A 13,679-nucleotide genomic window follows, 5' to 3' on the forward strand; every position below is an offset into this window, starting at 1 on the left:
AGCCGGGGACGACGGTGTACCCGGTCAGGTCGAGGTCACCGGCCGTGGTGGCGCCGCCGAGACCGGCGATCCGGGTGCCCTCGACGGCGAGACGGCCGTGGTCGACCACCCCGCCGGGCAGGACGAGGCGGGCACGGGTCAGTGCGGAACGGTCCGCTGTCACGCGGTCACTACCTCTCTGGGGGACGGGCCGTACCCGTGTGCAGGTCTGTTCGGTGTCCCCCCGCAGCCACGACGGCTCGGGGTCCCGCTCGCCTCCTGGGCGATGTCCGCCCCGCAGGAGACGAGCGGGAGCCCGGCGTACCCGGAGGGGACTCTCGGAGGACGTTCCCGCGAGGAGACCGACCGGTGGGGCGCCGCCGGCCGCCGGCGCCCCACCGTGGTCAGCGGGCGGCGAGGACGCCCAGCAGGCGGGTCACCTCGGCTGCCACCGTGTCCCGGGCGGGCCCGAGGTAGGTGCGCGGATCGGCGGCGTCGGGCGTCGCCCGCAGACGGTCGCACACCGTGCGGGTGAAGAGCTTGTTGAGATGGGTGGAGATGTTGACCTTCGCCATGCCGGCCGCGACGGCCTTGGCGAGGTCGGCGTCGTCGACGCCCGAGGAGCCGTGGAGGACCAGGGGCACGTCCAGTGCGGAGCGTAGACGGGCTATGAGGTCGAGGTCCAGGGCGGCGTCGCGGGTGAGCATCGCGTGGGAGCTGCCCACGGCGACGGCCAGTGCGTCGACGGCGGTCGCCGCGGCGAACGCGCACGCCTCGCCGGGGTCGGTGCGGACGCCGGGGGCGTGTGCGCCGTCCTTTCCGCCGATCTCGCCCAGTTCGGCCTCGACCCAGACGCCGGCCCGGTGGCAGTACTCGGTGACCTCCCGGGTGGCGGCGACGTTGGCGTCGTAGGGGAGCTTGGACGCGTCGAACATCACCGAGGTGAAGCCGAGTCCGACGGCCTCGTGGACGAGTTCGGGGGACTCGGCGTGGTCGAGGTGGACCGCCACCGGTACGGAGGCCGCCCGGGCGAGGGCGAGGGAGGCCAGGGCGATCGGGGTGAGCGAGCCGTGGTAGCGGGCGGTGTTCTCGCTGATCTGGAGGATGACGGGCAGGGTGGCCTGCTCGGCTCCGGTGACGATGGCCTCGGCGTGTTCGATCTGGACGACGTTGAACGCCCCGACGCCGTAGGCGCCGGCGTGTGCGGGACCGACGATGTCGGCGGTGGGTGTCAGAGGCATGAGGGTTCTCCACGAAGGCGGTGGCGGAGCACCGGGCGGGGACGCCGGGACCGCTGTCGCGGGCCGGGCGGACCGGTCACCGGCCGGGGCGCCCCGGCTCGGCGCGGGGCGGGGCGGGACGGCCGGGCTCTCACGCGGCGGTGGGGCCGAGGATCACGGAGCGGGTCAGGTTGCGGGGGCGGTCGGGGTCGTAGCCGCGGCCGGCGGCGAGGCGTACGGCCAGCCGCTGGGCGACGATCAGGTCGGCGAGCGGGTCGAGGGCGCCGGGCGCGTCGGCCGAGGCGCAGTGGAAGTGGCCGCCGACCCGGGCGACGTCGTCGGCGAGGCCCTCGGGGGCGGGGCCGAACAGCCAGGTGACGCGGCCGGGGCCGGTGATGCTGATGGGTCCGTGGCGGTACTCCATGGCGGGGTAGGCCTCGGTCCAGGCCCCGGCGGCCTCGCGCATCTTCAGGCCGGCTTCGAGGGCGAGCCCGTACGTCCATCCCGTCCCGAGGAAGGTGAACTGCTCGGCGCCGCTCACGTCGGGGCCGAGCGGGGTGTCGAGGGCGCGCCGGGCGTCTCCGACGGCCTGGGCGAGCGGACGCACCCCGGCCGGCAGGGCGCCTTCGGCCTCCAGGTGTGCGCGGAGCAGGACCAGCGCGGTGGTGGCGAAGCGGGTCTGGACGACCGACTCCTCGTCGGCGAAGTCGAGCACGACGGCGTGGTCGGCGACCGTCATGACGGGTGTGGCCGGGTCGGCGGTGAGGGCGGTGGTCGCGACGGAGCCCTTGATCTTCGCCAGCAGGTCGACGACCTCGGTGGTGGTGCCGGAGCGGGTGAGGGCCACGACCCGGTCGTAGTCGCGGCCGAGCGGGAACTCGGAGGCCGCGAAGGCGTCGGTCTCGCCGTGGCCGCCGCTTTCGCGCAACTGTGCGTAGGCGTGGGCCATGAACCAGGAGGTGCCGCAACCGACCACGGCGACGCGCTCGCCGCGGCGGGGCAGTACGTCGGCGTACGAGCCGACGGACCGGACCGCACGCGCCCAGGTCTCGGGCTGCGAGGCGATCTCGATCGAGGTACGGGAGGTTCCGATGGTGGTCACGGGGATTCCTTGCGCTCGGAGTGGGTCGGAGAAGGCGTCCGGTTGCTCAGCATGCTGTTTCACGAACACTCGCGATGTCAAGAGTTGCTCATAATCTCGCTCAATCGAGCACTATCGAGCAATGAGTGTGACGTGAGGCGCCTGGGCCCGGGTGGTGACGAGGCATCGCGCGCGGGCGCGTCATTCGGGGCCGGCGTCGGCCGGGGCGGCCGGGACCTTCTCCACGGAGACCCTGGTGAGAAGCCGGTGGTAGACGGCGGCGTCGACCTCGCCGGCGACCGGGCAGGGGACGGCGGCGGCCGACAGGGCCACCGCGGTGCGGAGGATGTCCGGCCAGGCGGAGCCGGCCTCCAGCCCGGCGGCGATCGCGGCCACGCAGGCGTCGCCGGCGCCCGTCGGATTGCCGGAGAGCTGCTCCGGAGGCGCCGCCCGCCAGGTGCCCTCGGGCGTGACGGCGTGCAGGCCGTCGGCGCCGGCGGACGCGACGACGGTGCGGGCTCCCAGGGCGCGCAGTGCGGCGGCGGCGCGTGGGAGGTCCTCGCAGCCCGTCGCCGCGGTGATCTCCTCGGTGTTGGGTTTGATCACGTCGGGGCGGGCCGCCAGGGCCTGGAGGAGGGCGGGGCCGCTGGTGTCGAGCACCGTGTGCGCGCCGGCCGCCGAAGCGGTGCGGATGAGCTGTGCGTAGGCGTCCGCCGGGAGGCCCGGCGGGGTGCTGCCGCTGAGGACGACCACGCGCGCGCCCGCGGCCAGTGCGGCGAAGTGCTGGCGGAAGAGGTGCCATTCGGGCGCGGTCACGAACGGTCCGCGCCCGTTGAAGACGGTGGCGTCGCCGTCGTCGCGCGAGACGACGGCGAGGGTCCGGCGGGACTCGCCGATCACCTCCAGGAAAGCGTTCCGGATGCGGGCGTTGCGCAGTCCGTCGCGGATCCGGCGGCCGGTGGCTCCGCCCACCAGGCCGGTCGCCACCGGGTCGCGCCCGAGGGCGACGAGGACGCGGGCCACGTTGATCCCCTTGCCGCCCGCGCGTTCCTGCGCGGTGTCGACGCGGTGGGACGTACGGGGCCGCAGGCTGTCGACGCTCCAGGTGGCGTCGAGCGCGGCGTTGAGGGTGACGGTGAGGATCATCGGGCGGGTGCTCCTGTCCCACGGGCGGTCGCGGTGTGCCCGGCCGCCTGCCAGGCGGCGAGGCCCGCGCCGAGGCATGCGGCCCGGTCCCCCAGTTCGGCCCGGACGAGCAGGGGGCGGCGTTGGAAGGTGAGGCGTTCCTCCAACCCGGCGCGTACGGGGTCGAGCAGGAGCGGGCCGGCCTCGGCGAGACCGCCGCCGAGGACGATCAGCTCCGGTGCGAGCAGGGTGGTGACGGTCGCCAGCGCCTCCGCCAGCCCCGTCGCCGCGCGGTTCCAGACCTCCTGCGCCACGGGGTCGCCCTGCCCGGTCAGCGCCGCGACGTCAGCAGCGCCGGCGACGGCCCGTCCGGTGCGCGCGGTGTAGGCGGACGCGACGGCGGCGGCGGACGCCACGGTCTCCAGACAGCCGGTGCGGCCGCACGCGCACGCTTCCGTCCCGGACCCGACGGCGATGTGGCCGATCTCGCCGGCGTATCCGCCGGCCCGGACCGGCCTGCCGTCGCAGACGAGCGCGGCGGCGATGCCGGTGCCGATGGCGACGAAGAGCACGTTCTGCGCCCCCCGGGCGGCCCCCAGGGTGCATTCGGCCACGCCGCCCGCGCGGACGTCGTGGCCCAACGTGACGTGCAGGCCGGTGCGTTCCTCCAGGAGCGCGGCGAGGGGGAGGTCGCGCCAGCCGAGGTTCGCCGACCAGACGGCTCGCCGGAGGCCGTCGTCGACGATGCCCGGGACCACCACGCCCGCGTGGTGCACGAGCAGTCCGCGCCCGGTGGCCGTGCGGTCCAGGGCGAGCAGGGTGTCGGCGATGGCGTCGAGGACGGCGGCAGGCCCGTCGGCGCGGGGCGTGGGACGGTGCACGGTGTCCACCGGTCGCATGCCGTGGTCGAGCACCGCCCCCTTCATGCCGGTGCCGCCGACGTCGAGCGCGATCACGCATCCCTGGGCGCGGGGACCGCCGGCGGCGGGACCTGCCGGGGGTGAGGGGGAGGCCCCCGGCCTCTCCTCCTCACCGGTGGCTGCGGGCGCCGTGGCTGCGGGCGCCGTGGCTGCGGGCATCGCGGCCGGGGGCGCCGCGGCCGGGAGGTGTTCGGCCGCCCACAGGGGAACGGGGGAGGGGGGCCGGTACGCCGGGTCGGCGTCCTCTCGCCGGGCGCCGGACGGGGGGAAGCCTTCGGCCGGGGCCGGGGAACTGTTGCTGCTCATGGATGTCGAACCGCCCTGATGATCGAACATGCGCGATAAGCGCACGGAGTATGCGGATTCGTTCAAGATGTATGAGCGAAGTATCCAGACGAGAGCCTGCCGCGTCCAGGGTTCGGCGGCCGAAACGTTGTGTGGCATGCGCAAACCGTCCACGGCACGCGGTGCGCGATGCTGCGGAGCTACGATCAACTCCGCGCATACTTCCCGGGGGGCGGCCGGTCGGCCGCCCAGGCGGACCCCGTCCCCTCGGCGCGCGGTCCGGAGTTCCACGGCGAAGAGGGGATACTGCGCATGTCCAAGCAGGAGCGGTGGAGCAGGCTGCTCGAACTGCTGGCGGTCGACGGCAAGCTGGACGTCGAGGAGGCGGCCGTCTCGGTCGCGGTGTCACCGGCGACCATCCGGCGCGACCTCGACGAACTGGCCGAGCAGCGGCTGCTCGTCCGCACGCGCGGAGGGGCGATCGCGCACGGGGTCTCCTACGAGCTCCCGATGCGCTACAAGTCCTCGCGGCGGGTCTCCGAGAAGCAGCGCATAGCGATCGCCGTGGCGGACCTCCTGGGCGAGGGGGACGTGGTCGGTCTCAACGGCGGCACCACCACCACCGAGGTGGCCCGGGCGCTGGTGCTCCGGGCGGGCGGGGGGCCCGCGGAACGGCCGGAGAGCACCTCGGGACCGATGTACACGGTCGTCACCAACTCCCTGAACATCGCCGGCGAACTGGCGGTGCGCCCGCAGTTCAAGCTCGTGGTGACGGGCGGTGTGGCGCGCCCCCAGACCTATGAACTGGTCGGCCCGCTGACCGAGGGCGTGTTGAACCAGGTGGTGCTCGACGTCGCCGTGCTGGGGGTGGACGGTGTGGACCCGCGGCTCGGCGTGATGACGCACCACGAGGACGAGGCCGGCATCAGTCGGCTCTTCGCGGAGCGCGCCCGGAAGGTGATCCTCGCGACGGACTCGTCCAAGATGGGCAGACGGGCCTTCGCCCGGATCTGCGGCCTGGACCGGATCGACGTGCTCGTCACCGACTCCGACCTCGATCCCGACATGGCGGCGCGGTTCGTCGAGGCGGGTGTCGAGGTCATCGGCGTCTGACGCTCCCGCACCACACCCCGCGCCGCCGGAAGGGCTCGCCCGCCCTCCGGCGGCGCCGCCCTTTCCGGGGGCGCCCACGGCCCGCTCCCGCTCCGCCGGGCGCCCGAGGCCGGGCCGCACGGAACGGCCCCCGCACTCGGCATCCGCGCCCGTGGCCCGCGCCCGTGGCCCGCGCTCGGTGACCGCACCGGCCGGCGCCCGTGCGGCGGGGACCCGCGAACGCCGTGGCAGAACCCTCCGGCGTCCGAGCCGTCCGTCCCCCTTCCCTCCCGCGAGGGAAAGTGGCACCGTCGAGCGGAACGGCCGCGGTACCCGCGGGCGCCCGTGGTCGACCACGGGCCGCGACCGGAGGGCCCGCACGGTTCCGCCCGTGCCCGCCCGTGCCTCGCAGCCGTGACCAGGGCGCCGACCTGCTCAACTCCCCGGCCCCGTGGGCCCGACAGCTGTCCGGTTGGCATCTTTTGCGTAACAGGCCTGGTTCCCGGCCCCCTCCTCGTGTTTACTTTGCCCACAGCAGATGCTCGTTTATGAGCGAAACGCGGACGAAAAGTCCACTTGTGCGCACGCTCCGGAATCTGCAGCAGTTCCCAGACCCCCACTGGGCCGCGTCGTTGTGACCGGCCAGGAGACAAGGCGGTACTGACGATGAACAAGCGGTCTTTCGCGGCGGCCTGTGCCTGCGCCGTCGGCGCGCTCACCCTCACGGCCTGCGGCAGCGGCGGCGGCGGCGCGTCGCAGGGCGAGGACGTCACACTGAAGCTGGTGGCCGCCGACTACGGCGACAAGGCCTCGAACAGCTCGGCGGCCTACTGGAAGGACGTGGCGCAGCGGTTCACCGCCGCCAACCCGAAGATCAAGGTCGACGTCCAGGTGATCAACTGGAACGACATCGACTCGCAGGTCAAGACGATGATCCAGAGCGGCAACGTTCCGGACGTCCTCCAGACCGGCGGCTACGCGGACAAGGTCGCCGACGACCTGCTGTACCGGGCGGACGAGGTGCTGTCGGAGAAGACCCGCACCAACCTGATCGACAGCTTCGCCAAGGCCGGCGAGGTCAAGGGCGTCCAGTACGGCATCCCGTTCGTCTCCTCGGCCCGGGCGTTCTTCTACAACAAGGCGGTGTTCGCCCAGGCGGGCATCACCGAGGCGCCCAAGAGCTGGGACGACCTCCGGGCCGCGGCCGAGAAGATCAAGGCGAAGGTGCCGGGCGTGACCCCCTACGCGCTGCCGCTCGGTCCGGAGGAGGCACAGGGCGAGTCGCTGATCTGGGAGCTCGGCAACGGCGGCGGCCTCACGGACGCCCAGGGCAAGTACACGCTCAACAGCCAGGCCAACATCGAGTCCTTCACCTGGCTGAAGTCGAACCTCGTCGAGCCCGGCCTGACCTACGCCAACCCCGCGACGACCGACCGCAAGACCGCGTTCGCGGACTTCGCGGCCGGCAAGGCCGCGATGCTCAACGGCCACCCCTCCCTGATCCAGATGTCCAAGGAGGGCAAGGTCGACTACGGCGTCGCGCCGATCCCCGGCAGGGCGGGGGCGCTGAAGTCCACGCTCGGCGTCGCCGACTGGATGATGGCGTTCAAGGACAACGGCCACAAGGAACAGGTCCGCACGTTCCTCGACTTCGCGTACTCCAAGGAGAACACGCTGAAGTTCGACGAGATGTACGACCTGATGCCGGTCACCGAGGACACGCTCCAGGAGATGACCGGCAACGGCAAGCACCAGGACCTCGAACCCTTCTTCGCGCTGCTGCCGAACGCGGTCTTCTACCCGCTGGGCGACACCGCCTGGGACGCCGTCTCGGCCGAGATCAAGAAGAGCGGCGGCACGGCCGTGAGCGACCCGGCCAAGGTGCTGGGGGAGCTGCAGAAGAAGGCCCAGGAGACGGTCTCCGACCAGTAGGCAGCCCGCGAACCGCACTGTCACGGAAGGCAGGCACTCCCTCGTGTCCCCCTCATCATCCACATCCGGTTCCGGCCGCAAGGGCAGGAGCGGCCTGGCCCGGCTGGGGCCCCTGCCCTGGATCGGACCGGCCGTCCTGCTCATCGTCCTGGTCGTCCTCTGGCCGGTCTACGAGATGGTCCGCACCTCGTTCCTGAAGATCAGCAGCAGCGGATTCGTCCGGGGCTCGGCCGGGTTCGACAAGTACAAGCAGTTGTTCGAGGAGCCGTCGCTGCCCTCGGTCGTCCTGTCGACCGTGGTGTGGACCGTGGTCGTGGTCGGCGCCACCATGCTGGTCTCGCTGGCGCTGGCCCAGCTCTTCAACCAGAAGTTCCCCGGCCGGCGCCTCACCCGCTGGGCGCTCATCGCACCGTGGGCCGCCTCGGTCGTCATGACGGCCATCGGCTTCAAGTGGATGCTCAACCAGACCGCGGGCGTCCTCAACACGTTGATGACCGACCTGGGTCTCATCGACGGCCCCCAGGACTGGCTGGGCGACCCCTCGACGGCCTGGCCCTGGATGATGTTCGTGGCCGTCTTCGTCTCGCTGCCCTTCACCACCTACACCCTGCTCGCGGGACTGCAGACCGTCCCCGGCGAGATCTACGAGGCGGCCAGGGTGGACGGCGCCAACCCCTGGCAGACCTATCTGCGCATCACCCTCCCGCTGCTGAGGCCGGCGTTCCTCGTCGGGGTCGTCATCAACCTCATCAACGTCTTCAACTCCTTCCCCATCATCTGGAGCATGACCCACGGCGGCCCGGACAGTGACACCGCCACCACCACCGTGTTCATGTACCAGCTCAAGAACTCCGACATCGGCCAGTCCGCGGCGATGTCCGTCGTGAACTTCGCCCTCGTCGTGGTCATGGTCGTCGTCTTCCTCAAGGCCAGCCGCTGGAACCAGGAGGAGAGCTGATGGCCCACCCCACCATCACCCCCGCCGACACCGCCCGGCCCGCCCAGACCCCCCGCCTCCCCGCGGGGGGCAGCCGGACCGGCACCCCACGAGCCCCCCGTACGCTGCGCCCGCGCACGCTGCTGGTCGCTGCCGTCGCCTGGATGCTGGCGGCCGTGTTCCTGCTGCCGTACGCGGAGATGGTGATCACCGCGCTGCGGCCGGCGAGCGAACTGCGCGACGCCACGTACCTGCCGAGCGAGTTCAAGTGGGCGAACTTCGTCGACGTGTGGCGCGAGTCGCACCTCGGGGACAACCTCCGCGTCACCCTCCTGGTCGCCGCGGGATCCACCCTGCTCGTCCTGCTGGTGGCCGTCCCCGCCGCGTACTACACCGCCCGAGTGAAGTTCCGCGGACGTAACCTGTTCCTCCTGCTGGTGCTCGTCACCCAGATGTTCCAGCCCACGTCCCTGCTGGTCGGCCTCTACCGCGAGTTCTACCAACTGGGCATGCTCAACTCGGTGTGGACCCTGATCCTGTGCAACGCGGCCTTCAACCTGGCCTTCGCCATCTGGATCCTCACCGCCTACTTCGCCTCCATCCCCGAAGCCCTGGAGGAGTCCGCCATGATCGACGGGCTGGGCCGGGGAGGGGCCCTCCTGCGGATCACCCTGCCACTGGCGATGCCCGGGGTCGTCACCGCGATGATCTTCACCTTCATCGCCGCCTGGAACGAGTTCGTCATGGGTCTGACGCTCTCCACCATCCCGGAGAACCAGCCGCTGACGGTGGGTATCAACAGCTTCATCGGCAACTACACCGTCCAGTGGAACTTCCTGTTCGCCGGCTCGGTCATCGCGATCGTCCCCGTCGTCATCCTCTTCGCGCTCATCGAGCGGAAGGTCGTCTCCGGGCTCACCGCCGGATCCGTCAAGTAGCCCCCGACCGCCCGCCCCCCGACCGCCCACCCCCCCCCGACTGCCCAACCCCCCAGACTGCCCGCCCCCCGTCCCCCGACCACAGGGGGGCGGGCCCGTCCTTTTCCCCTGCCGGTCACGCGGCCGGCCCCCGGCGGTGGTCCGCCTCCCGGCGGCCGGGGCGCCGGGGTGCCCCGACGAACTGAGGCACGACATGAGCGACACAGCCGTCAACGCGGAGCTCCGGCCCCCGACGGCGCCGGCGCGCCACCGGGAACCGGCGCCGGTCCACCCACGTGCGGACCGTCCGCGCGCGGACCCCCCGCGTGCGGACGGTCCGCGCGCGGACCGGGGGACCGTGATCGCGCTGCAGGTGGGCGCCACCTACATCAAGGGCTACGCCCTGGGCCCCGGCGGGGTCCTGCGGGACGGGGAACGCTGGTTCACGCGTCCCGAACGCGGACCGGACGCCGTGCTGGAGACCGTCCTGACCTGTGCCGCCACGCTCGCCGAACGCTGCCGCCCCACCGCTGCGGGTGTCGTCCTCCCGGGCACCGTCGACGACACCTCCGGCCGTGCGGTGCGCGCCGGCGCACTGGGGTGGCGGGAAGTCCCGGTCCGGGACTGGGTGGCCGAGCACCTGGAGCTTCCCGTGGCCGTCGGGCACGACGGGCGCGCGGGCGGCCTCGCCGAGGCGCGCGCGGGAGCCGGCCGGGGCTGCCGGGACTTCCTGTTCGTGTCGGTGGGCGACGGCATCGCCGCGGCGGTCGTCCGGGCGGGCCGGGCCGCCTCCGGGGCCCCGCACGCCGCCGGAGAGCTCGGCCACACCGTGGTCCGGCCCGGGGGAGACCCGTGCCACTGCGGCGCCCGCGGCTGCCTGGAGACCGTGGCCTCGGCCGCCGCCGTCACCCGCCGCTACGCACGGGCGACCGGCCGGCACGGGGCCGGCGTCCGGGAGGTGTACCACCGGGCGGGTGCCGGGGAGCGCGCAGCCCTGGCCGTCTGCGGTCAAGCCGCGGACGCCCTGGCGGAGGTGCTGGCCACGGCGATCGTCCGGTACGCCCCCGAGCGGGTGGTCATCGCCGGCGAGCTCGTCGACGCGGGTGCCGCACGCCTCACGGCCCTGCGGGAGGTCCTCACCGGGCGGCTGGGGGCCCCGGCCGTTCCCGAGCTGCGGGTCGCCCGGTTCGGTGCCACGGCGGGCTGCATGGGAGCGGCCCTCCTGGCCCGGGACCTGGCGCGCGCCCACGCGGACCGGTGACTTCCGGCACCGTCCGGCCCGGCCTTCCCTGCGCCCTCCCCGCGGCGTTCCCGACCCGTGCGTGGCGCGGTGGCGGCGGACGGTGACCGTCTGCCGTGCGGAACGAAGGTGTGGAAGAAAGGGGCCCACGATCGGACAAAACTACGATGGCGTAGGCCTTGACGACGCCCGGACCCCCTGGCACCTTCATGGTTGAAGTTGCTCGCAAATTGCGAAATCGAAGCATCTGCGAGCACATTCGATGCTCTGCCGCTCTGCGCACCGCATGTTCCGCCCACACGGCACGAGCAACCCGCAGCGCGGCAGGATCCCGGCGGGGGTGCACGCCGGCGTCGTTCGCCGGGACGTTCCCCAGCGGTCCGACGCCCGGAGCACGAGCCCGGCGCATCCCCTCGCCGTCGGCGCGCATCGCGCCCTCCCGGCCGCCCACCTGGTGTGCGGCCCCGTGCCTTCCCCTCAGAAGGAGTCAACCATGCGCTGGTTGCACCGACGAGGCCGACGCCTCGTCGCACTCGCCACAGCCGCCGTCACCCTCCCGCTCACGGCCACGCTCTCCCAGGCTGCCGCGGCGCCCCCCACGCCCACCCCCGCTCCCTACGCCCTGGTGCCGCAGCCGGTCTCGCAGCAGGCGGTGGCGGGCGAAGGGTTCGCCCTCACCGCCCAGACCCGGATCTCCGTCCTGTCGAGGGATTCGGACGCGGTGGGTGTCGGGACCTACCTCTCCAAGCTGCTGGCCCCCGCGACGGGCTACGACCTGAAGGTCGTCAAGGACACCCGGGCGCCGAAGAACGCCCTGGTCCTGGATCCCAACGGTCCCAAGAAGCTCGGGGCCGAGGGGTACACCATCTCGTCCGGCAAGGACGGCGTCGTCGTCAAGGCGCACGGCGCCGAGGGCCTGTTCCGGGGCGTGCAGACCCTGCGCCAGCTGCTCCCCGCCGCCGTCGAGTCCCGTACCAAGCAGTCCCGGGCGTGGACCGTCTCCCCGGTGCAGATCAACGACGCGCCGAGGTACGAGTACCGGGGCGTGATGCTGGACGTCGCCCGCCGCTTCTTCCCCGTCGACCAGGTCAAGCGCTATATCGACGAGGCCGCCGCCTACAAGATCAACACGCTGCACCTGCACCTCACCGACGACCAGGGCTGGCGCATCGCCATCGACGCCCTCCCGAACCTGACCAAGGTCGGCGCCAGTACGCAGAGCGGCTTCACCGGCGGCACCGGCTGGTACTACTCCGCGGCGGACTACAAGGAGATCGTCTCCTACGCGTCCTCCCGCTTCATGACCGTGGTGCCCGAGATCGACGGCCCCGGCCACACCATGGCCGCCCTCGCCTCGGTGCCCGAACTGAACTGCGACAACAAGGCGAAGCCGCCCTACTCCGGCTTCGACGTCGGCATCAGCCTCTACTGTCTGGAGGACGGGACGCACACGGGCAACATGCGACGCTTCCTGAAGACCGTCATCAAGGAGGTCGCCAAGCTCACCCCCGGCCCGTACATCCACCTCGGCGGCGACGAGACCCCGCAGGCCACCCCGGAGGGCTACGCCTCCTACGTCAAGGCGGCCACCGAGGCGACCACCGGACGGCACAAGACCGTCATGGGCTGGCACCAGCTCGGCCAGTCGGCCATCCCCTCCGGCAGCATCATGCAGTACTGGGGCGAGGACGACGACCGGGAGAGCATCGGCACCGCGGAGGAGACCGAGACCATCCGCTTCGTCCGCAACGGAGTCTCCCAGGGCGCCAAGTTCGTCATGTCCCCCTCGGACCACGCCTACCTGGACATGAAGTACGACGTCTCCACCCCGTACGGCCTGAGCTGGTCCGGATACGTGCCGGTGCAGCGCTCCTACGAGTGGGACCCGGAGACCGTCACCGGCAAGCTGGACGGCACCGGCTCCATCGTCCCGGCCAAGAAGATCGCCGGCGTCGAGGCCGCGCTGTGGGCCGACCGCGCCTACGAGGGCAGCGGCTCGCTGCCGACCCCGAGCACCAGGTGGCCCGAGCCCCGGGAGTACGCCGACTACATGAGCTTCCCCCGCCTCCCCGCCCTCGCCGAGGTCGGCTGGTCCCCGCAGTCGGCCCGTGACTGGGACGGTTTCCGTCAGCGCCTGGCCCAGCACGGCCAGCGCTGGACCGCCGCCGGCATCGCCTACCACGCCGCCCCGGGCATCCCCTGGACCGGTACGGTGCGCACCGTGGAAGGCGTCCACGTCCTTGAGACCGGCGGCGTCGCCCTGGAGAACGGCGGCTCCTCGTCCGACGGCACCGACCTGCTGATGTGGGCACCCAACCGCGGGAACAACCAGACCTGGACCGTCGCCCCCCAGTCCGACGGTACCTACACCCTGACCGCCAAGTCCTCCGGCAAGTGCGCCGAGGCCACCGGCGGCGCCGGCGCCACCGTCGTCCAACGCGCGTGCAACGGCCAGACCGGTCAGCGCTGGAAGATCACCCAGGCCGCCAACGACCGGCACACCGTCACCTCCGCCGCCACCGGCCTGCTGCTGACCGCCGCCTCGGCCGCCAACGGCGCCAGGGCGACCCAGCAGCCCGACACCGGCTCCACCCTGCAGCGCTGGTCCATCGACTGACCGGCCGCGCCCCGGGCCACCGCCCGACCCCCGCTCCGGACGTGCCTCGTCCGGAGCGGGGGTGTGTCGGTTCCCACCAGGTTCCGCCTCCGGTGCGGGCGGTACGAGGTCCCACGCCGCACGGCAGGCGGAGGGCCGCCGGTCAGGCCCCTGCGAGGACGAGCCGCCCGGTGGTCTCGCTCAGCACCGCCTGTGCGGCGGGGGCGAGTTCGGCGTCGGTGACGAAGCAGTCGATCTCCGGGAGCGTGGCGAAGGCGCTGAGGCCGACGACGTCCCACTTGCTGTGGTCGGCGACGACGACCACCCTGCGGGCCGAGGCGATCAGGGTCCGGTT

The 13,679-nt window shown here is 72.6% G+C and carries 10 protein-coding genes and 1 pseudogene; 6 read left to right on the top strand and 5 right to left on the bottom strand.

What is annotated here, in order from left to right; all coding sequences use genetic code 11:
* Positions 1-383: 383 nt before the first annotated feature.
* The 4 genes from ABZY91_RS38965 to ABZY91_RS38980 all read right to left on the bottom strand — a co-directional run bounded on the left by ABZY91_RS38965 (position 384) and on the right by ABZY91_RS38980 (position 4,631).
* Positions 384-1,220: a class II fructose-bisphosphate aldolase gene (locus ABZY91_RS38965; RefSeq protein ID WP_355408603.1), complete on the bottom strand. Its 837-nt coding sequence runs from the start codon at positions 1,218-1,220 to the stop codon at positions 384-386.
* A gap of 130 nt (positions 1,221-1,350) precedes the next feature.
* Positions 1,351-2,301, bottom strand: coding sequence for a sugar isomerase (locus ABZY91_RS38970; RefSeq protein WP_355408605.1), 951 nt, complete (start codon positions 2,299-2,301; stop codon positions 1,351-1,353).
* Positions 2,302-2,481: 180 nt separating this feature from the next.
* Positions 2,482-3,426 carry a 1-phosphofructokinase family hexose kinase gene (locus ABZY91_RS38975; protein WP_355408607.1) on the bottom strand — a complete coding sequence of 315 codons (945 nt, stop codon included), beginning with the start codon at positions 3,424-3,426 and terminating at the stop codon, positions 2,482-2,484.
* Entirely contained in the window at positions 3,423-4,631 is a 1,209-nt protein-coding gene (locus tag ABZY91_RS38980; protein ID WP_355408609.1) for an ROK family protein, read from the bottom strand. The genes ABZY91_RS38975 and ABZY91_RS38980 overlap by 4 nt, the downstream gene beginning before the upstream one ends.
* Positions 4,632-4,922: 291 nt before the next feature.
* Here ABZY91_RS38980 and ABZY91_RS38985 point away from each other — a divergent pair, with 291 nt between their 5' ends.
* The 6 genes from ABZY91_RS38985 to ABZY91_RS39010 all read left to right on the top strand — a co-directional run bounded on the left by ABZY91_RS38985 (position 4,923) and on the right by ABZY91_RS39010 (position 13,345).
* On the top strand, positions 4,923-5,723 hold the full coding sequence (locus ABZY91_RS38985) for a DeoR/GlpR family DNA-binding transcription regulator (RefSeq protein WP_355408611.1): 801 nt from the start codon (positions 4,923-4,925) through the stop codon (positions 5,721-5,723).
* Between the two features lie 645 nt (positions 5,724-6,368).
* A complete protein-coding gene (locus ABZY91_RS38990) occupies positions 6,369-7,634 on the top strand; it encodes an extracellular solute-binding protein (protein WP_355408613.1) in 1,266 nt (421 codons plus the stop codon).
* A gap of 43 nt (positions 7,635-7,677) precedes the next feature.
* Complete coding sequence (locus ABZY91_RS38995; RefSeq protein WP_355408615.1) at positions 7,678-8,592, top strand: sugar ABC transporter permease; 915 nt, start codon at positions 7,678-7,680, stop codon at positions 8,590-8,592.
* A complete protein-coding gene (locus tag ABZY91_RS39000; protein WP_355408617.1) occupies positions 8,592-9,509 on the top strand; it encodes a carbohydrate ABC transporter permease in 918 nt (305 codons plus the stop codon). Before ABZY91_RS38995 ends, ABZY91_RS39000 begins: the two co-directional genes overlap by 1 nt.
* Positions 9,510-9,846: 337 nt before the next feature.
* On the top strand, positions 9,847-10,749 hold the full coding sequence (locus ABZY91_RS39005) for an ROK family protein (protein ID WP_355408619.1): 903 nt from the start codon (positions 9,847-9,849) through the stop codon (positions 10,747-10,749).
* A 472-nt stretch (positions 10,750-11,221) separates the two neighbouring features.
* Positions 11,222-13,345, top strand: a complete 2,124-nt coding sequence (locus ABZY91_RS39010; protein WP_355408621.1) for a family 20 glycosylhydrolase — start codon at positions 11,222-11,224, stop codon at positions 13,343-13,345.
* A gap of 142 nt (positions 13,346-13,487) precedes the next feature.
* On the opposite strand, the pseudogene ABZY91_RS39015 reads toward ABZY91_RS39010, so the two are convergent.
* Positions 13,488-13,679, bottom strand: a pseudogene (locus ABZY91_RS39015) (DeoR family transcriptional regulator); the annotation flags it as partial.

It is taken from the genome of Kitasatospora sp. NPDC002965, from assembly GCF_040611255.1.
GTDB lineage: Bacteria > Actinomycetota > Actinomycetes > Streptomycetales > Streptomycetaceae > Kitasatospora.